A 19,489-nucleotide genomic window follows, 5' to 3' on the forward strand; every position below is an offset into this window, starting at 1 on the left:
ACGAGGCGGAGCGCATGACCAACCCGTGGCTGGCCCGCCCTGGCAGCGGTCGGCGGCGCGCGCTGGTCGAGGAGTCGTGGGAGCGCGCACGGCGGCGGCGCCTCGATCCGGACCGGCTGACGGCACCGCTCTCGTTCTCGGGCGACGACCTCCGCGAGTACCGCACCGGGCATCCGCTCGCCTCGGTCCTCCCTGTCATCCGCCGCCTGCTGGTGCGCGACGCCGACGAGGACAGCGGCGTGCTCGTCGCGGTGGGCGACGCGCTCGGGCGGCTGCTCTGGATCGACGGGGACCAGCACCTCAAGAGCCTCGCCGAGGGGATGTCGTTCGTCGAGGGCGCGGCGTGGGCCGAGCCGGACGTCGGGACGTCCGCGCCGGGGACGGCCCTCGTGCTCGATCACGGCGTGCAGATCCACGGCGCCGAGCACTTCGCCTCGCTCGTGCACCCGTGGAGCTGCACCGCCGTCCCCGTGCACGACCCCGAGACGCACGAGATCCTCGGAGTGATCGACATCACCGGCGGCGCCGACGTCGTCGCCCCGCAGACCCTCCCGCTGATGGAGGCGACCGCCGCCGCCGTCGAGAGCGAGCTGATGGTGCAGCGGCTCCTCCGCCCGCGGCGGCCCGCTGCACGGAGCACAGCGGCGGCCCGGGCGCCGAGCCTGCGGGTCCTCGGGCGCGAGACGGGCCTGGTGACGGCCGCCGGAGCGACGCTCGAGCTGAGCACCCGGCACGCCGAGATCCTGACCCTGCTCGCCTGGCACCGGGCCGGGCTCTCGGCCGAGCAGCTCGCCCTCCTGCTCCACGGCCGGGACGACGCGGTGGTCACCGTCCGCGCCGAGATGGTGCGGCTGCGCCGCGCGCTCGAGCCGACCCTCCCGCGCCTGGTGCCCCTCTCGCGCCCCTACCGCCTGGCGAGCCCGGTCGACCTCGACGCCCGCCAGGTGCTCGGCCTGCTCGACCGCGGCTCCCACCGCCTCGCCCTGGACGCGTATCGGGGCGCGCCGCTGCCCTCGTCCGAGGCGCCGGGGATCCGGGCGATCGCCGGCGAGCTGCGCCTGCGGGTGCGGGCGAGCGTCCTCGCCGATGCGGCGCCCGCGACCCTCCTCGCCTGGGCGGAGGGCCCCGACGGCCGCGACGACGCGGAGGTGTGGCGGGAGCTCCTGCGCGTCCTCCCGCCCCGCTCGCCCCGCCGTGCCGGTGTCGCCGCCCACCTCGAGACGATCGAGGCGGAGCAGCGCTGAGCCGTTCCGGTCGCTCCCGGGAGCGCCGCCGGAGCCGTGAGGCCGCGGAGCCGTCTCGCTAGCCTCGACGCATGAGCACCCTCGCACCACCTCCCCGGGCCCTCGCGAGCGGAGTCGCGGGGGGCCTGCTCCTGATGGCGGTCTTCACGATGTGGTGGGCGAGCGACACCACGGTCGGATGGCCGGCACCGGCGGCGACGACCGCCGTGACCGTCTGCGCGCTCGCGGCCGTGGTCTTCGCCGTGCAGGCCGTCCGCCTCCTCGTCGCCCGGCGGAGGATGGCGGTGGAGCTCACCGACGCCGATCGCGCGGCGAAGCCGAACGGCGTGCTCTTCGGGGCGGTCTTCGCCGCGGAGGGCGTGCTGATCGGTGTCGCGGTGGGAGTCCTCACCGGCACCGGGCTCGACCGGTTCCTCGTGCCGGCCATCGCCGTGATCGTGGGCCTGCACTTCTACCCGATGGCGAGGATCTTCGGCCGGACCCTCGACCTCTGGCTCGCCACCTGGACGACGCTGGTCGGAGCGATCGGAGTCGTCGTGGTCCTCGTCGACGGCTCCGCCTGGCCGCAGGTGTGGTCCTGGGTCGGCGCGGGAGCCGCAGCGGCCACGGTGACCTACGGCGTCTACATGAGCCGGATCGCCCAGCGCCTGCTCGCGAGCGTCTGAGGTCCGGGCCGCGGGGCCCTCCTCCTCGGGCGGCCGCGTCTCCGCCCGGCCGGTCCGGTCTCCGTCCTCGCCGCTCCCGCCGGTGCGTCGACCCGTGCAACGTCGTGCAACCCCCCGCGACGTAGCGTCAGGACCGGGCGCCCACCCCGCGCCCACGACAACGACGTCGATGGAGGTCCACATGACGCTGTACGCCGACCAGGTCGCCGAGCAGGCACCGCAGGAGCCGGGTTCCACGGTCTACGCGAATCCAGGCACGGAGGGATCCGTCGCCTCCTTCCGCTCGCGCTACGACCACTACATCGGAGGCGAGTACGTCGCCCCCGCGAGCGGCCAGTACTTCGAGAACATCACCCCGATCACCGGGAAGCCCTTCTGCGAGATCGCCCGCGGCACCGCCGCCGACGTCGACCGCGCCGTCGAGGCGGGCTGGAAGGCGTTCGCGAGCTGGGGGAAGACCAGCCCCGCCGAGCGCTCGAACATGCTCCTGAAGATCGCCGACCGCATGGAGGCGAACCTCGAGCTGCTCGCCGTCGCCGAGACGTGGGAGAACGGCAAGCCCGTGCGCGAGACCCTCGCCGCCGACATCCCCCTCGCGATCGACCACTTCCGCTACTTCGCCGGAGCGATCCGCGCGCAGGAGGGAGGCGTCTCCGAGATCGACCACGACACGATCGCGTACCACTTCCACGAGCCGCTGGGTGTGGTCGGGCAGATCATCCCCTGGAACTTCCCGATCCTGATGGCCGTGTGGAAGCTCGCGCCGGCGCTCGCCGCAGGCAACTGCGTAGTGCTGAAGCCGGCCGAGCAGACGCCGGCGTCCATCCACGTGCTGCTCGACCTGATCGGCGACCTCATCCCCGCCGGCGTGCTCAACGTCGTCAACGGATTCGGGTTCGAAGCGGGCGCCCCGCTCGCCTCCCACCCGCGCATCCGCAAGATCGCCTTCACCGGCGAGACGACCACCGGCCGCCTGATCATGCAGTACGCCAGCGAGAACCTCATCCCGGTGACGCTGGAGCTGGGCGGCAAGAGCCCCAACGTGTTCTTCGCCGACGTCGCCGCGGAACGCGACTCCTTCTACGACAAGGCGCTCGAGGGCTTCTCGTTCTTCGCCCTCAACCAGGGCGAGGTCTGCACCTGCCCGTCGCGGGCGCTCGTGCAGCGCTCGATCTACGACGACTTCGTCGGTGACGGCCTCGAGCGGGTCAAGCGGATCAAACAGGGCAACCCGCTCGACACCGCCACGATGATCGGCGCCCAGGCCTCGAACGACCAGCTCGAGAAGATCCTCTCCTACATGGACATCGGCAAGCAGGAGGGAGCGAAGCTGCTCATCGGCGGCGACCGCGCCGACCTGGGTGGCGAGCTCAGCGGCGGCTACTACGTCAACCCGACCGTGTTCGAGGGCCGCAACTCGATGCGCATCTTCCAGGAGGAGATCTTCGGACCCGTCCTCGCCCTCACCTCCTTCGACGACTTCGACGACGCGATCGGCATCGCCAACGACACCCTCTACGGCCTCGGCGCCGGAGTGTGGAGCCGCAACGGCGCCCAGCTCTACCGCGCCGGCCGGGCCATCGAAGCCGGCCGCGTCTGGTCGAACACCTACCACCAGTACCCCGCGCACGCGGCGTTCGGCGGCTACAAGCAGTCGGGCATCGGACGCGAGAACCACAAGGTGATGCTCGACCACTACCAGCAGACGAAGAACCTCCTCGTCTCCTACGCGGAAGGACCGATGGGCTTCTTCTGAGTCGGTTCGCACGGGCTCCTCGTTCCTCGTCGCCCGTGCCGCGGTCGGCTCGCCGACGTGGCCGGGTGGGGAGGAGCGGGGAGCGTCCGCACCGAGACGGATCCGCTGGCACGCGGATCCGCCGTTCGGTGCTCGGCCCTGCGGGCGAGGCACCTGGCGGCGCGCGGGAGAACGGTGCTCGGCCCTGCGGGCGAGGCACCTGGCGGCGCGCGGGAGAACGGTGCTCGGCCCTTCGGGCGAGGCACCTGGCGGCGCGCGGGAGAACGGTGCTCGGCCCTTCGGGCGAGGCACCTGACGGCGCGCAGGAAAACGGTGCTCGGCCCTGCGGGTGAGGCACCTGGCGGCGCGCGGGAGAACGGTGCTCGGCTCTTCGGGCGAGGCATCGGACGAGGGGGCGCCCCCTCATGTTGATCGAGTAGTCCGCGCTGCGGCGTATCGAGATGCCGCCCGGAGGAGCGTCCGCCGTCAGCGGTCGGGCGCATATAGACATTCCGCACAACGAGCGAAGGAGCACCACCCATGACCTCCACGAGGGTCGACGTCACTGCGGAGGCGGCAAGCATGCTCCGCCGGATGACGGCGCTGCACGGGCCGCTCATGTTCCACCAGTCGGGCGGATGCTGCGACGGCAGCTCCCCGATGTGCTTCCCCGCCGGGATGTTCCGCACCGGCGCCTCGGACGTGCTCGTCGAGTCGCTCCGGCTTGACGGCCTGGACCCGATCGACTTCTGGATGTCCCGCTCCCAGTTCGAGTACTGGAAGCACACCCACCTCACCGTCGACCTCGTCGACGGGCGGGGCAGCGGATTCAGCGTCGAAGCCCCCGAGGGCAAGCGCTTCATGATCCGCAGCCGACTGCTCACCGACGACGAGCTCGTCGAGTTCGGGCTCCTCCCCGCCGGAGCCGTCGGGCCCTGAGCCGGCTTCCCTGACCCGTTCCCCCTGACCCGTTCCCGTCGCAGATCCTCACCGACCGGCGACATCCCGGTCCAGCGGTGTCAGCCGCCCGGAGCAGGAGCGGGCGGCGCCTTCCCCGTGCTCAGCTGCACGCCCACCACCGATCCCTTGTCCACGCGGGTGCCCGCGGCCGGACCGGTGCCGGCCACGGTGTTCATCGGCTGCGTCGAGTCGACCTGCGACGTCGCTCCGGGAGTGAGCCCTGCTGCGGTCAGCGCCTGTGCGGCGGAGTCGCTGGTCCGGCCCGACAGGTCCGGCACGGTGACCTGCGGCGCCGCGATGAGCGACTGGTCGGCCTGCGGGAAGTCGGAGCCGCCGTAGCGGGAGTCGATCGCCGTCATCAACGGCTTCCAGATCCGGTGGCGTGCCGAGGGCGCCCAGCCGCTGTCGAAGTCGATCGAGTCGAGGTTCACCCTCGAGCCGTCCGCGCGTGCCGAGATGCTGCCGACCCAGACCGCGAGGGAGGTCTCGGTCGAGGCGCCGATGGCCCAGGTGTCGGCGGAGTTGTCGGTGGTGCCCGTCTTGGTGATGTGCTGGATGCCGTTCTTCGGATCGTCCTCGACACCCGTGCCCTCGGCGGTCACCTTGAGCATCGTGTACTGCATCGCCGAGGCGACCCTCGACGACACCGCCCGGCTGCAGGTCGTCTCCACCGGCTCGATCTCGCGGCCGTCCGCTCCGACGATCGCCGTGATCGCGACGGGGGTGCAGGTCGTGCCGTTCGCGGCGATGCCGGAGTAGGCGGTCGCCATGGTGAGCGGTGCGATCTCGTTGGTGCCGAGGACCGCTCCCGGCGACTGCACGAGCGCGGTCCCGTCCGCGCGGTGCACTCCGAAGGCCTCGGCCTGCTTGCGGATCTCGCACTGGTCGAGCAGGTGCGACATCCCGGTGAAGCCCGTGTTCAGCGAGTAGATCGTCGAGTACAGCGCCGTCTGGGTGTCGGTGTAGCCGCCGTCGCCGGCGTTCTTGGGGTTGTAGGAGTCGTAGTCCCAGGTGCCCTCGCAGCTGTCGGCGAAGCCGGTCCAGTTCTTCTGCTTCGAGTCGAACTGCTCGAGCAGGGTGTGCCCGCGGTCGAGCCACTCGGCGAGCGTGAACACCTTGTAGGCGGAGCCGGTCTGGAAGCCGTTGCCGCCGCCCGCGGACGCGTCGACGTTGAGGTTGATCGCCGAGAACTCCGGCCCGCTCGCGATCACGTCCGGGTCCTGGCTGTAGCGCTTGTTCTGCACCATCGTGAGGATGCGCCCGGTGCCGTTCTGGACGGCGACCGCCGTCGCCCCGACGTCGAAGCGCGGATCGGAGGAGGGGACCTGCTCGTCCATCAGCTCCTGCGCGGTCCTCTGCAGATCGAGATCGATCGTCGTGTAGACCTTGATCCCGCCCTGCTTGATCGCCGCGTAGCGCTCGTCGTCGGTCGCTCCGAGCGCCGGGTCGTCTCGGAGGACGTGGGTCACGTAGTCGCAGAAGTAGGCCGCGCTGCCGGCCGTCTGGCAGCCGGTGGACGGCGGGGTGATGTCGGGGGTGATCGCCTCGGCGGCCGCGGCGTCGTGCGCGGCCTGGTCGATGCTCCCCGTCTCGAGCATCCGGTCGAGGATGTAGTCGCGCCGCTCCCGGGTCTGCGCGTAGCCGTTCGCTTCGCCGTTGGCCGTGTCGTCCGGACGGTCGAAGCGGAACTTCTCGGGGTTGTTCACGATGGCCAGGAGCGAGGCGGACTGCGCGAGGGAGAGGTCGGCCGCCGGGATGCCGTAGTAGTACTCCGCCGCGGCCTCGATGCCGTAGACGGTGCCTCCGAACAGCGCGATGTTGAGGTAGCCGAGGAGGATGTCGTCCTTCGAGGACACCTTCTCGAGCCCGATCGCGAGCCGCATCTCCTTGAGCTTGCGCTCGGCCGTGGTCGCCGTCGCCTCCGCGTACGCGCGGTCGCGGTCCGCCTCGTCCGGGATCGACTCGGCCTTCTGCACCAGCACGTTCTTCACGTACTGCTGCGTGATCGACGAGCCGCCCTGGGTGTCGCCGTCGAGGAGGTAGGTGCTGGCGATGGCGCGGAGGGTGCCCTGCAGGTCGATCCCGCCGTGGTCGTAGAAGCGCGGGTCCTCGCTCGCGACGAGCGCGTCCTTCACGGAGTCGGCGATCCGGTCGGCCGGCACCTCGATCCGGTTCTGGTCGTAGAAGGAGGCCAGCAGCGTCGGATCGTCCGGGTCGCCCGCGTAGACGTCGCTCTTCTGCATCAGGCGCCCGACCTCGAGGTAGCTCGGGAGGGACTGGAACGCCGAGATGGTGCCGGAGGTCGCCGCGCCGGTGAGCGCGGCGGCGGGGGCGACCACGAGCGAGGCGAGCAGACCCGCCAGGACGCTGACGATCACGAATCCGAACAGCGCGCCGAGAGCCCCGTGGACGGTTCGACGGGGCTGGAAGACGGGGACGTTCGGTCGCTTCAGGATGGATCCTCTCGCTGCACCAGCACCCTAGGCGAGGCCTGCGACATCCCCGACGAGGCGCGCCACGGCCGCGCCGGACGCCCGTCCGCCCGGAGTCGGCGCGACGGCGCCCGCGCAGGCTCGGCGCCACGACAGCAGAGTGGGCCGACCCCCGGAGGGATCGGCCCCTTCACGGGACGGGCGACGTCTCTACTCGATCAGGTCGCCGTTCAGGTCCGAGATGTCGTTCGGATTGGCCGGAGCCTTGCCCGTGCTCACCTGGAGGGGGATCACCCCGCCGGCGACCGCCGTCTCCTCCGCGCTCGGCGTCGTCGACACGACGGAGCCTTCAGGGATCGTCGCGGAGTCGACCGACTCGTGCATCCCGACGACGAAACCAGCGGCGGTGAGGATCGCCGTGGCGCTCTCGACCGTCTCGCCCGTGACGTCGGGGACCTCGGAGTTCGCCGCCGATCGCGGCGAGTACGCGAGCATCGAGGCCGGCGGTGCCGTGAAGTCGTCGCCGCCGTACTTCTCGTCGAGCGCCGTCATGATCGGCTTCCAGATGGCGTGCCGGGCGTTGGAGGCGCGGATGGTGCCCTTCTCGCCCGTCAGGCTGATGAAGCGCAGGTTCTGCTTGGTGTTGTCGGCGAAGCCGTTGATGCTGCCGACCCAGACCGCCAGGGAGGCGGCCTTGCTGGCGCCCGCCGTCCACACGTCGGCGGCCTCGTCGGTGGTGCCCGTCTTGCCGATGTGCTCGATCCCGTCGAAGGGGTTCGAGGCGTAGGCCGTTCCGGAGGTCATCACCCGCTGCATCGCGTACTGCATCCCTCGGGCGACCTCGGGCGACACGGAGGGCGTGCACGCCGATGCCGGGGCGGCGACGGCGTTGCCCTCGCTGTCGGTGATCCGGTCGATGACGATCGCCGAGCAGGTCGTGCCGTCGTTCGCGATCCCCGCGTAGGCGTTGGCCACCGTCAGGGGCGCGATCTCGTTCGTCCCGAGGACCGAGGCCGGCCCGTTGGCGAGCTCGCGGCCGTCGGCGCGGTGCATCCCGAACGACTCGGCGGTGGTGCGGATGTCGCAGAGGTCGAGCTGCTGCGCCATTCCCATGAAGCCGGTGTTGATCGAGTTCGTGGTCGCGCCGAGCGCGCTCATCGAGCTCGCGTCCTCCGACGGGTCGTCGTTGCGAGGCGAGAACTTGCCGTAGTAGCCGCCGTCGCCCTCGACGTTGCACTTCTGGGGGTAGGAGCTGAAGCCGGAGGTGGGGGAGGCGAACGACTCGTTGACGGTGTGCCCCGCCTTCAGCCACTGCGCCAGCGTGAACACCTTGTAGGTCGATCCGGTCTGCACGCCGGAGCCGCCGCCCATGCTGAGGTCGACGTTGAGGTTGATCGCGCTGTAGCCGGGGTTCGCGGCGAGGAACTGCTCGTCCTGGCTGTACTGCGTGTTCTGCACCATGGAGAGCACGCGGCCCGTCTTCGCCTCGACGGAGGCGGCCGTCGCGCCGACCTGGAAGCGCGGGTCGACGGAGGGGATGTAGGCGTTGAGCGCCGCCTGCGAGACCTGCTGGATGTCGAGGTCGAGGGTCGTCACGACGTCGAAGCCGCCCTGGCGGATGCGCTGGTAGCGCTCGTCGTCGGTCGCCCCGAAGACGGAGTCGTTGCGGAGGACGTTCAGCACGTAGTCGCAGAAGTACGCGGCGTTGCCGGCGGTGGTGCAGCCGGTCGAGGGCTCCGTGATGTTCGGGGTGATCGGCTCGGCGACGGCGGCGTCGTGCGCGGCCTGGTCGATCCGGCCGTGCTTGAGCTCCTCCGACAGGATGTAGTCGCGGCGCTCCTTGGTGGCGGCGTAGCCGTTGGCGGCGCCGTTCGCCTCGTCGCCCGGGTTGTCGAAGCGGAACTTCGCCGGGTTGTTCACGATCGCCAGCAGCGCGGCCGCCTGCGAGGTCGAGAGCTGGCTCGCGGGGATGCCGTAGTAGTAGTTCGCCGCGGCCTCGATGCCGTAGACGGTGCCCCCGAAGAGGGCGATGTTGAGGTAGCCGAGCAGGATGTCGTCCTTCGACGCCTCCTTCTCGAGTCCGATCGCGAGGCGCATCTCCTTGAGCTTGCGCTCGGGGGTCGGGTCCGTCGCCTCCTGGTAGGCCTTGTCGCGCGCGGCCTCGTCGGTGATCGACTCCGCCTTCTGCACCAGGACGTTCTTCACGTACTGCTGCGTGATCGACGACCCGCCCTGCAGGTCGTCGCCCGTGAGCGTGACGGCGATGGCCCGGAGCGTGCCCTGGAGGTCGATGCCGCCGTGCTCGTAGAAGCGCGGGTCCTCGCCGGCGACGGCGGCGTCCTTCGCGGACTGCGCGACGTCGTCCCAGCCGACCTCGACGCGGTTCTGGTCGTAGACGGAGGCGAGGAGGGTCGTCCCGTCGCTCGCGTAGACGTTGGTGCGCTGCATCAGCTGGCCCACGTCGAGGTAGCCCGGCAGGTTCTGGAACATGCCGATCGTGTTGCTCGTCGCCAGGCCCGTCAGCGCGAGGGCCGGCGTGACGCCGACGGTGATCAGGACGCCCGCCACGGCGCTCATCCCGATGAACCCCATGACCGCCCGCAGCGACATCCCGAGCGGCCGGACGGAGCGGCGGGATGCAGTGGGAAGTGCCATGGAGCGGTCGTCCTTTCGACGCGGCGCCGGGCCGCGGAGATGTGAGGGAGGGTGGCGAGAAGCCTCGCGAGCAGTCGCGCGATCCCCCGGGTTCATGGTACGTGACGGGTGCGCCCGCGGGGCGTCCTCCTCCCGGTGGAGATGAGGAGCTGGCGGGTGATGCGCAGGAGCGGGCGCGTCCGGGGTGCTGACCTCGGGTCGATGCATCCGTATCGTGGGGGGAGCGCCGCTCCGAGGGGCGCTGCAGCACCCGTTCCACCCACCGCTCCGGGGCCCCGGGCGGCCGGCCCCGGCAGAAAGCGCACACCATGGCACGCATCCACGACGACGTGACCCAGCTCGTCGGCAGGACCCCTCTCGTCCGCATCAACCGGCTGGAGGGCGCCGACCAGGCGACGGTCCTCGCCAAGCTCGAGTTCTACAACCCTGCGAACAGCGTGAAGGACCGCATCGGCGTCGCCATCATCGACGCGGCCGAGGCCTCCGGCGAGCTGCACCCCGGCGGGACGATCGTCGAGGGCACGAGCGGCAACACCGGCATCGCGCTCGCGATGGTGGGTGCCGCCCGCGGCTACAAGGTCGTCCTCACGATGCCCGAGACGATGTCCGTCGAGCGACGGGTCCTCCTCCGCGCCTACGGAGCCGAGATCGTGCTCACCCCCGGCAGCGAGGGCATGCGCGGAGCGGTCGAGCGCGCCCGCGCGATCGTCGACGAGACCCCCGGCGCGATCCTCGCCCGCCAGTTCGAGAACGCCGCCAACCCCGAGGTGCACCGCCGCACCACCGCGGAGGAGGTCTGGGAGGACACCGACGGCGAGGTCGACGTCTTCGTGGCCGGCATCGGCACCGGCGGCACCATCACCGGAGTCGGCCAGGTGCTCAAGGAGCGCAAGCCCGGCGTGCAGATCATCGGAGTGGAGCCGATCGACTCCCCGCTCCTCACCCAGGGCACCGCCGGGCCGCACAAGATCCAGGGCATCGGCGCCAACTTCGTCCCCGCGATCCTCGACCGCGAGGTCTACGACGAGATCATCGACGTGACGCTCGACGACTCCGTGCGGGTGGCCCGCGAGATGGCCGCGCAGGAGGGGATCCTCGGCGGCATCTCCTCCGGCTCGATCATGTGGGCCGCGCTCGAGGTCGCGAAGCGCCCCGAGAACGCGGGGAAGACCATCGTCGCCATCGTCTGCGACTTCGGCGAGCGGTACATCTCGACCGTCCTGTACGAGGACCTCCGCAGCTGAGCCCCTCGAGACGAGGCGGGACGCCCCGCTCCGGACGCGACGGTCGGCCGGAGCGCCGCGTCCCGTCCGGACCGGAGCGTCCCAAGCTCCTCGCCCTGCTCCGCGAGGACGTCCGCACCGCCCGGGAGCGCGACCCCGCCGCCCGGAGCGCGGTGGAGGTCGTCCTCTCCTACCCGGGAGTGCACGCGGTCTGGGTGCACCGCGTCGCGCACGCCTGGTGGCGGCGGGGCCTCCGCCTGCCCGCCCGGCTGCTCAGCCAGGCGGCGCGCGCGGCGACCGGGGTGGAGATCCACCCCGGTGCGACCATCGGCCGACGCCTGTTCATCGACCACGGCATGGGCGTCGTCATCGGCGAGACCGCGCGGATCGGCGACGACTGCATGCTCTACCACTCCGTCACGCTGGGCGGGAGGTCGGCCCGGCGCGAGCGTCGGCACCCCACGCTCGGCGACCGGGTGGTCGTCGGCGCCGGCGCGGTCGTCCTGGGCCCGCTCGTGCTCGGATCCGACGTCAGCGTGGGCGCGAACGCCGTCGTGGTGAAGGACGCGCCCGACGGAGCGGTGCTCGTCGGCATCCCGGCCCGCGATCTGCGCGATCAGGGCGGGGAGGAGGACCCGCTCGCCGGGTCCGGCCGCTCCACCGGCCCGGCGGGACGCGTCTAGCCGGCGACGCTCAGTCGTCGCCCCTCGGCGAGATGTCGCGCGGGGCGCTCTTGATCTGCGCGAAGGCGTCCAGTGCGTGCGCCCGCGTCTCCTTGAGGTCGACGAGGGGCGCCGGGTAGCCGTCCGCGCCTCCGGTCAGCGTGTCCCCGAGCGTCCACGGCTCGTGCACGGCGGCGCCCTCGACTCCGCCGAGCTCCGGCACGTTGTGGCGGATGTACTCGCCGGCCGGGTCGAACTTCCTCGACTGCGTGACCGGGTTGAAGACCCGGAAGAACGGCGACGCATCGGCTCCCGAGCCCGCGACCCACTGCCAGTTCGCGGCGTTGCTCGCCGGGTCCGCGTCGACCAGGGTGTCCCAGAACCACTCCTCGCCCACCCGCCAGTCGACCAGCAGGTTCTTGATCAGGAACGACGCGGTCACCATCCGGACCCGGTTGTGCATGTAGCCGGTGCTCCAGAGCTCGCGCATGCCGGCGTCCACCAGGGGGTAGCCGGTGCGCCCCTGGTGCCAGGCGTCGATCGCCTCCTGGCCGGGGCGTCCCCACGGGAAGGAGTCGAACCGGGTGTCGAAGTTCGCGGTCGCCAGATCCGGCCAGTGGAACAGCAGGTGGTAGCAGAACTCGCGCCAGAGCACCTCGGAGAGGAACCGGTCGCTGCCGTCGCCGCGGTGCAGGCCCTTCGCGTGCGCCTCCTCCAGGGCGTGCCACACCTGGAAGGGGCTGATCTCGCCCCACCTCAGGTGCGGGGAGAGGTTCGAGGTGGCGTCCTCCGCCGGCCGGTCGCGGCCGTCGGCGTAGTCGTCGAGCTGCTCCGCGAGGAACGCGCGCAGCCGGTCGGCCGCCGCCTTCTCGCCGGGGACCCAGCGCTCGCGCAGCCCTTCCGCCCAGTCGGGACGCGTGGGCAGCAGCTCCCAGTCGTCGAGGGAGTCGGAGGCGATCTCTCCCGTGACGCCGTCGAGCGAGCGGGGGCGGGGGAGCGGCGCGCGCGGCGTCGGCTTGGCGCGGCAGGCGCGGGCGAAGGGCGTGTAGACGGAGTAGGGGCCGCCGGCGCCGGTCTGCACGGTCCACGGCTCGAACATCAGCGAGCCCTGGTGGCTCTCGGCCTCGAGGCCGCCGTTGCGGAGCGATTCCTTCACCGCCGCGTCGACGGTGCGCTCGGCCCTCCCGTAGCGGCGGTTCCAGTGCACGGCTCCGGCGCCGATCTCCTCGGCGAGCTGGAGGACGACGGCCTCGGCCGGCCCACGGCGCAGGATCAGCGGGGCGCCGTGCTCGCGCAGGTCGGCGGCGAGGGCTGCGAGGCTGCCGTGCAGCCACCAGCGGGAGGCGCCCCCGAGCGGACGGATGCCCGCCGACTCCTCGTCGAGCACGTAGCAGACCGCGACGGGGCCGCCACGGTCGATCGCGGCGCGCAGAGCGGGGTTGTCGGCCAGGCGCAGGTCGTCGCGGAGCCAGACGAGGGTGGGGGAGGTGTCACTCATGGTGACCACCATGATCCGCGAGTCCCGCGCCGCGGCGAAGACCTGGCCGGTCGCTGCGGCCCGTGCTAGCGGGGACGGATCAGGCGGAGGCGATGCCGTCGCGGAGCTTGTCGCAGAGCGCGGTCAGCTGCTTCAGCTCGTTTTCGTCGAGGACGCCGCCGACCTGCTCCGAGATGGTCCTCATGTGGGTGAGCGCGACGCGGCGGAAGAGCGCGTAGCCCTCGTCGGTGATCGCGATGATCGTGCCGCGGGCGTCCGCCGGATCCTCGCTCTTCTCGACGCAGCCGCGGGCGGCGAGCCGGTCGATCAGCCTGCTGACGCTGGGCTGCGTCAGGAGGACGTGCCGGTTCAGGTCGCGCAGCCGTGCGCGCCGACCGGGCTGCCGGGTGAGGTTGAAGAGCACGTCGTACTCGTTCATCGAGATCTCCCGCGAGGGGAACTCGGTGCTCAGGGTGCGCATCACCTGGACCTGGGCGCGGAAGAGCGACTCCCAGGCGGCGACGGCCTCTCTCGACCCCACTGGTCCTCCTTCACGGCACTCAGGAAGCGGTTCCCTGACATCCAGACGCCGTACAGCCTACGCCGGGGTGCTGGGAGGAGGGGAGTCGGAGGAAGGGGGCCGGGGGAACGACAGAAGGCCGGCCGCTGAGGCGAGCGGCCGGCCTTCATTCCCTTGCACCAAGAGTGTCCTGCAATCACTTCTCGCGCTTCCCGCCACAGCAAACGGTCGACGCACTTGAACTATATAACGACCCGGTAACGACGCAACCCTCTCTTTCCTGAATCCTCCCTGAGCCGCCCCGCCCCGCCCGTCGCCGCGCCCGCCCGCGCTCCGCACGACTCTCTCCTGACCCAGGACGCCCCGTCTGCTGCCTCCGACGTCCGCACCGAACCGCAGCCCATCCCTGACCGTTGACGGACGCGACGAGCACCCCCTGCCCTCGTCCCCCGCCGACGCGGCCCGGCCCCGTCGTCCTGCCCCGCGAGGCGCGACCCGCCCCGCCACGGCTTCGACCACGCAGCGGGCCGTCGAGCAGCCCTCCAGGTGTGAGGAGCGGTCGCGCGCATCCGTCGAGGTCGAGAGGACGTCCCGCCCTCGAGGCGAACGCGGGAAACGCGTGTCAGCGTTTCCCGCTAGCCGGTCGCGATCCGCTCTCCGAATCGCGACAACGGGTGAAGCCGACCGCGGCGAGGAGAACGCAAGCGTTCTCCTCGCAATTCAGAACAGATCCGGCGACGGCGTCGACGCGTAGCGGATGGCGACGTCGGCGTGGCGGTCGAAGCGGTAGCCGACTCCGCGGACGGTGCGCACGATCTCCTCGTAGCGGCCGAGCTTGGCGCGGAGGCGGCGGACGTGGACGTCGATGGTGCGCTCGTTCGGCGCGTCGTCGTCCGCGGCGCCCCAGAGCGAGGCGATGAGCTCGGCGCGCTCGATGGTGCGGCCCTCGCGGAGCACGAGGTACTGGAGGAGCTCGAACTCCTTGTAGGTGAGGGGGGTGGTCTCCTCGTCGAGGATGACGCGCTTGCGGGAGATGTCGATGACGACGCCGCCGGGTGCACGGTCGGGATCGGGCTCGGCGTCGGAGCGGCGCTTGGCGACGGCGGCCGGGTCCTGCAGCGCGAGGCGGACCACGTCCACGTCGCGGCCGCCGGCGCCCTGCGGGGCGAGGGCGACGGAGGCGTAGGTCTCGGCGTCGGGGGCGAGCTGCGCCGTGACGCGCTTGAGCTCCTCGACCAGGCGGCCGAGGTCGACTCCGGCGGCACGGGCCTTGGCCTCGTCGATGCCGACGTAGAGGGCGAAGCCGCGGGCCTCGGTGCCCTGGGGGACGGCGCGGAGGCGGGGCGCTGCGGGCGCGGCGTCGGCGACCGGCTGGAGGCGGGGCGCCTCGGTGGGGGTGGTGGCGGTGGCGGTGCGGGTGTGGAGGAGGGTCATGACGAGTCCTTGGCTGGTCGGATCCGGGACGAGTGTCCGAGGGAGCGGATCCGGGTGTGCGCGATCGAGCCGGCCCGCGGTGCGCGGTGGCGGCAGAGACGGATGCGGGGCATCCAGGGGATCGTCCGCGCCTCGGACGCTCAGCCGATCGTGACGATCAGCGGGCGGAGGCGGTGCGGGGATCCGGCGAGGTCAGTTCCTCATGCACACATTCGACAGCACATGACGGGGCCACCGGCCATCATCATGCCGGCATTCCCGATGGCCTCGAGGGAGGTCGGGGCGTGCAGGGTGTCAGTCATGTCCGCCAGTAAAGCGGAGGCCGGTGCACGGCGTCAACACTTCCGTGGGGATGGACGGCGCGTCGGGGGTGGTTCCGGTGCTCGGGAGGAGGCGCGCGCCGTGATTGGGGACCTCGATGCGCCCGCTGCGCGGGCTGCTCGATCCGCAGGACGGGCTTTGCCGGACGGTCGCGGTGGGGGCTGTCGAGACCCTCGCTGCGCCGGCCGACCGGCACGGCTCAGCGGGGCTTCCTGTTCCGGGGCGCGACGGAAGGCCCGCTCGTCCGGGGGCCGGCGGGCTCAGCCCGCGAGGCCGTAGAGGCGGTCGCCCGCGTCGCCGAGGCCGGGGACGATGTAGCCGAGCTCGTTGAGCTTCTCGTCGAGGGAGCCGAGGACGATGGTCACGTCGCGGTCGCCGAAGGCCTTCTCGACGGCGGCCAGGCCCTCGGGGGCGGCGAGCAGGCAGACGGCGGTGACGTCGACCGCTCCCCGGTCGAAGAGGAACTGGATGGCCGCGACGAGCGAGCCGCCGGTCGCGAGCATCGGGTCGAGGACGAAGCACTGGCGGTTCGACAGGTCGTCGGGCAGGCGCTCCGCGTACGTGGTCGGCTCGAGCGTCTCCTCGTTGCGCGCCATGCCCAGGAAGCCGACCTCGGCGGTCGGGATGAGCTTGACCATGCCCTCGAGCATCCCGAGGCCGGCCCGGAGGATCGGGACGACCAGCGGCTGCGGGTCGCTGAGCGCGAGGCCGGTGGTCTGCGTCACGGGGGTCTCGATGGTGACGGTGCGGGTGCGGACGCCGCGGGTGGCCTCGTAGGCGAGGAGCGTCATCAGCTCCTCGGCGAGCTGCCGGAAGGTGGGGGAGGGGGTGCGCTTGTCACGCAGCACGGTGAGCTTGTGGGTGATCAGCGGGTGGTCGGCTACGTGGACGCGCATAAGCTCAATCTACTGGCCGGAGCGGCGCCCCACCGGCCGCAGCGGGCCGCCGCAGGAGGGGGAGCGATGCGCGACAGCGATCTCCGCGTCCCCCGCCGCTCCGAGGAGTGGATGGGCCTGGCGCTCGACGAGGCGAGGCGGGCCGCGGGCTGGGGCGACGTCCCCGTGGGCGCGGTGGTCCTCGACTCGGAGGGTGCGGTGCTCGGGCTCGGGCGCAACGAGCGCGAGCTGCGGCGGGATCCGACGGCGCACGCCGAGGTGGTCGCGATCCGCGCGGCGGCCGAGGCCCGCGGCGACTGGCATCTCGAGGGCTGCACGCTGGTGGTCACGCTCGAGCCGTGCGTGCTCTGCGCCGGAGCGATCCTGGCGGCGCGGATCGACCGCGTCGTCTTCGGTGCGTGGGACGAGAAGGCGGGCGCCTCCGGATCCGTGCACGACCTCCTCCGCGACCGCCGGCACAACCACGTGGTCGAGGTGTACCCCGGGGTCCGCGCCGCGGAGTGCTCGCGGCTCCTGCTCGACTTCTTCGCCGACCGCCGCTGACGCCGACCGCCGCCGAACCCCTCAGCTCGGAGCGCCCAGCCACTCCGTCAGCGCGAGCCGCGTCGCCGCGTGCATCCGCTCGAAGCGCTCCGCCGCGACGTCGTCGGCGAGCGCGGCGGCGTCGTAGCCCGCCGCTCCCGCCCACTCCCCGTCGCCCTCGAGCCACTGCGCGGCCATCGTGCCGGTCAGCTCGGGGTGGAACTGCACGCCGAGGAGCCAGTCCTCCACGGCGAACGCCTGCACCTCGCCCGCCGGCGACGACGCCAGCAGCGCCGCTCCGCTCGGCAGCGCGAAGGTGTCGCCGTGCCACTGCATCACGTGGACGCCGGCCAGGTGCCGGAGCGGGGAGCCGGCGCCCTCCTCCGTGAGCACGACCGGGCGGAAGCCGACCTCGCGGGCCGATCCGGGATGGACGGACTCGCCCAGGGCGGTCGCGATCAGCTGCGCTCCGAAGCAGACGCCGAGCGTGGGACGGCGGTGGTGCATCCGGTCCTGCAGGAGCGCGATCTCGGGGCTGATGAAGGGGTGCCGCGAGGTCTCGTAGACGCCGGCGCTGGAGCCGAGCGTGACGACGAGGTCGGGGGCGAAAATGTCGATCGCGTCGAGGTCCGTCCCTGCGACGGCGTCGACGGCGAACCCCCGCTCGGTCAGCATCGGCTCGAGCGCGCCGAGCCCGGCACCGCGCTCGTTGACGATCGCCAGGGCCCGGCGCATCTCAGGCGCTCCCGTGCGGCGCGGCCGGCGGGGAGGCGGCGGGCGGAGCGGCGGCGGCCGGAGCGGCCGCGGCGGCCGTCCCTTCCGCCTCCGTCACGGCCGGACGGGCCGCCGGCGGTCCCGCGCGTCCGCGGTCGACGTCGGGCTCGAGGTAGATCGTGGTGGCGGCGGGAACGGCCTCGCGGATCCGCTTCTCGGCGGCGTCGATTCCGGCGGCCACGTGCTCGAGGGTCTCGGCGGCCGGGAAGGCGAGCTTCGCGGCCACGAGGATCTCGTCCGGTCCGAGGTAGAGGGTGCGCATGTGGATGACGCGCTCGACGTCGCGACCGGCCTCGAGCGCGGCGCGGATCGAGGCGGCGTCGGCGGGAGTCGCCCCCTCGCCGACCAGCAGGCTCTTCGTCTCGACGCCCAGCACGATCGCCACCACGATCAGCAGGGTGCCGATCATGATCGTTCCGATCGCGTCGTAGACCGAGTCGCCGGTGATCACGGTCAGCCCGACTCCGAGCAGCGCGAACGTCAGACCGGTGAGCGCGGCGACGTCCTCGAGTAGCACGACCGGCAGCTCCGGCGCCTTCGCCCGGCGGATGAACTGCAACCAGGACTGCGAGCCGCGGACCCGGTTCGACTCCTTCACTCCCGTGCGCAGCGAGTAGCCCTCGAGGCAGATCGAGATCACGAGGACCAGGATCGGCAGCCAGGCGTTCTCGAGCTCGTGCGGCTCGGCGATCTTCTCGATGCCCTCGTAGAGCGAGAAGACGCCGCCGACGGAGAACAGGATGATCGACACCACGAAGGCGTAGACGTAGCGCTCGCGCCCGTAGCCGAACGGGTGCTCCTCGTCGGCGGCCTTCCGCGACTTGCGGCCGCCGAGCAGCAGGAGCAGCTGATTGCCGGAGTCGGCGAGCGAGTGCACGCCCTCGGCGAGCATGGAGGCGGATCCGGAGAAGAACCAGGCGACGAACTTCGTCAGGGCGATGCCGAGGTTGGCCGCGAGCGCCGCGATGATCGCGGTGCCGCCTCCGGATGCGCTCACGTGGTCTCCTCGGGCTCGCCGCTGGATGGTCGGGCCATCCTACGAGGCGCCGGACCGCACCCGGACCCCCTTGCCGCGGGCTCTTCGTAGGATGAGCGGCGTGACCGATGCGCCCGTCCTGCTCCCGTCCATCGCCGTCCTCGGCCTCGGCTCGATGGGGGGCGCGATCCTCCAGGGCCTGCTGGCTCCCGGCGTGCGCGTCGAGGGGGGCGTGCGGGTGACCAACCGCGACTCCGCGAAGGCCGCCGCGTGGGACGGCCACCCGGTGGTCACCGCCTTCGCCACCGCGGACGACCCGGAGGCCAACCGGCGTGCGGTCGAGGGCGCGGCGATCGTGCTCGTGGCCGTCAAGCCGCACATGGTGCCGGACCTGCTCGACGAGATCGCCGACGCGCTCGCCCCGGGCGCGGTCGTCGTCTCCGTCGCCGCCGGTGTGACCGCGGCCACGTTCGAGCGGCACCTGCCCGCGTCCGTCGCCGTGCTCCGCTCGATGCCGAACACTCCCGCGGTCGTGGGCCGCGCCGTCACCGGCCTCAGCGCGGGCACGCGGTCCGGCGACGAGGACCTGGCGCTCGTGCGCCGCCTGTTCGAGACGGTCGGCGAGGTGGTCGAGGTGCCGGAGTCGCAGCTCGACGCGCTCTCGACGATCTCCGGCTCGGGGCCCGCCTACGTGTTCCTGCTGATCGAGGAGCTCATCGCGGCCGCTGTCGCGAAGGGCTTCACTCCGGAGCAGGCGTCGACGATGGTGGTCGGCACGTTCCGCGGCGCGGCCGAGCTGCTCGCGGACTCCGGCGAGGAGCCCGCGGAGCTGCGCCGGCGGGTCACGAGCCCGAAGGGCACCACCGAGCGGGCCGTCGCGGTCCTGCAGGAGGCCGACCTCGCCGCCCTCTTCACGCGGGCGACCGACGCCGCGCTGGCCCGCGCCCGCGAGCTCGCCGCCTCCTGACTCCGCCCTCCTCTCCGCGAGACGCC

The 19,489-nt window shown here is 72.1% G+C and carries 16 protein-coding genes; 8 read left to right on the forward strand and 8 right to left on the reverse strand.

The window, feature by feature from the left end; translation table 11 throughout:
* The first annotated feature begins 14 nt into the window (after window positions 1-14).
* The 4 genes from C5C30_RS05545 (at window position 15) to C5C30_RS05560 (ending at window position 4,583) form a co-directional block, all read left to right on the forward strand.
* Entirely contained in the window at window positions 15-1,244 is a 1,230-nt protein-coding gene (locus C5C30_RS05545; RefSeq protein WP_104224191.1) for a GAF domain-containing protein, read from the forward strand.
* A gap of 71 nt (window positions 1,245-1,315) precedes the next feature.
* Complete coding sequence (locus C5C30_RS05550; RefSeq protein ID WP_104233438.1) at window positions 1,316-1,909, forward strand: hypothetical protein; 594 nt, start codon at window positions 1,316-1,318, stop codon at window positions 1,907-1,909.
* Between the two features lie 181 nt (window positions 1,910-2,090).
* Window positions 2,091-3,665 (forward strand): aldehyde dehydrogenase family protein, encoded by a 1,575-nt coding sequence (locus C5C30_RS05555; RefSeq protein WP_104233506.1) that lies wholly within the window; start codon window positions 2,091-2,093, stop codon window positions 3,663-3,665.
* 519 nt (window positions 3,666-4,184) lie between these two features.
* On the forward strand, window positions 4,185-4,583 hold the full coding sequence (locus C5C30_RS05560) for a DUF779 domain-containing protein (protein ID WP_104233437.1): 399 nt from the start codon (window positions 4,185-4,187) through the stop codon (window positions 4,581-4,583).
* 80 nt (window positions 4,584-4,663) lie between these two features.
* On the opposite strand, the gene C5C30_RS05565 is transcribed toward C5C30_RS05560, so the two are convergent.
* Both C5C30_RS05565 and C5C30_RS05570 read right to left on the reverse strand, forming a co-directional pair.
* Window positions 4,664-6,982, reverse strand: coding sequence for a transglycosylase domain-containing protein (locus C5C30_RS05565; protein ID WP_104287699.1), 2,319 nt, complete (start codon window positions 6,980-6,982; stop codon window positions 4,664-4,666).
* Window positions 6,983-7,246: 264 nt separating this feature from the next.
* Window positions 7,247-9,691, reverse strand: a complete 2,445-nt coding sequence (locus C5C30_RS05570; protein WP_159939720.1) for a penicillin-binding protein — start codon at window positions 9,689-9,691, stop codon at window positions 7,247-7,249.
* Window positions 9,692-9,999: 308 nt separating this feature from the next.
* Between C5C30_RS05570 and cysK the strand changes: the two genes are divergently transcribed.
* Together cysK and epsC are read left to right on the forward strand one after the other, a co-directional pair.
* The gene (gene cysK, locus C5C30_RS05575; RefSeq protein WP_104237779.1) at window positions 10,000-10,935 is read left to right on the forward strand and encodes a cysteine synthase A; all 936 of its coding nucleotides are present in this window, start codon (window positions 10,000-10,002) and stop codon (window positions 10,933-10,935) included.
* A 95-nt stretch (window positions 10,936-11,030) separates the two neighbouring features.
* A complete protein-coding gene (gene epsC, locus C5C30_RS05580; RefSeq protein ID WP_104224204.1) occupies window positions 11,031-11,597 on the forward strand; it encodes a serine O-acetyltransferase EpsC in 567 nt (188 codons plus the stop codon).
* Between the two features lie 10 nt (window positions 11,598-11,607).
* On the opposite strand, the gene C5C30_RS05585 is transcribed toward epsC, so the two are convergent.
* The 4 genes from C5C30_RS05585 to upp form a co-directional block, all read right to left on the reverse strand.
* Window positions 11,608-13,074 (reverse strand): deoxyribodipyrimidine photo-lyase, encoded by a 1,467-nt coding sequence (locus tag C5C30_RS05585; RefSeq protein ID WP_104268611.1) that lies wholly within the window; start codon window positions 13,072-13,074, stop codon window positions 11,608-11,610.
* A gap of 79 nt (window positions 13,075-13,153) precedes the next feature.
* Window positions 13,154-13,534 (reverse strand): MarR family winged helix-turn-helix transcriptional regulator, encoded by a 381-nt coding sequence (locus tag C5C30_RS05590; RefSeq protein WP_104257198.1) that lies wholly within the window; start codon window positions 13,532-13,534, stop codon window positions 13,154-13,156.
* 759 nt (window positions 13,535-14,293) lie between these two features.
* Window positions 14,294-15,007: a winged helix-turn-helix domain-containing protein gene (locus C5C30_RS05595; RefSeq protein WP_104262947.1), complete on the reverse strand. Its 714-nt coding sequence runs from the start codon at window positions 15,005-15,007 to the stop codon at window positions 14,294-14,296.
* 581 nt (window positions 15,008-15,588) lie between these two features.
* Window positions 15,589-16,224, reverse strand: a complete 636-nt coding sequence (gene upp / locus C5C30_RS05600) for a uracil phosphoribosyltransferase (RefSeq protein ID WP_104224850.1) — start codon at window positions 16,222-16,224, stop codon at window positions 15,589-15,591.
* Window positions 16,225-16,290: 66 nt separating this feature from the next.
* Here upp and C5C30_RS05605 point away from each other — a divergent pair, with 66 nt between their 5' ends.
* Entirely contained in the window at window positions 16,291-16,767 is a 477-nt protein-coding gene (locus C5C30_RS05605; protein WP_219812140.1) for a nucleoside deaminase, read from the forward strand.
* Window positions 16,768-16,788: 21 nt separating this feature from the next.
* Here C5C30_RS05605 and C5C30_RS05610 read toward each other — a convergent pair whose 3' ends face one another.
* Complete coding sequence (locus C5C30_RS05610; protein WP_104333335.1) at window positions 16,789-17,481, reverse strand: gamma-glutamyl-gamma-aminobutyrate hydrolase family protein; 693 nt, start codon at window positions 17,479-17,481, stop codon at window positions 16,789-16,791.
* Window position 17,482: 1 nt separating this feature from the next.
* Entirely contained in the window at window positions 17,483-18,517 is a 1,035-nt protein-coding gene (locus C5C30_RS05615; RefSeq protein WP_104233430.1) for a cation diffusion facilitator family transporter, read from the reverse strand.
* Between the two features lie 91 nt (window positions 18,518-18,608).
* Here C5C30_RS05615 and proC point away from each other — a divergent pair, with 91 nt between their 5' ends.
* On the forward strand, window positions 18,609-19,463 hold the full coding sequence (proC, locus tag C5C30_RS05620; protein ID WP_104233429.1) for a pyrroline-5-carboxylate reductase: 855 nt from the start codon (window positions 18,609-18,611) through the stop codon (window positions 19,461-19,463).
* Window positions 19,464-19,489: the final 26 nt, after the last annotated feature.

Source organism: Rathayibacter sp. AY2B5 (assembly GCF_002931645.1).
Lineage (GTDB): Bacteria > Actinomycetota > Actinomycetes > Actinomycetales > Microbacteriaceae > Rathayibacter.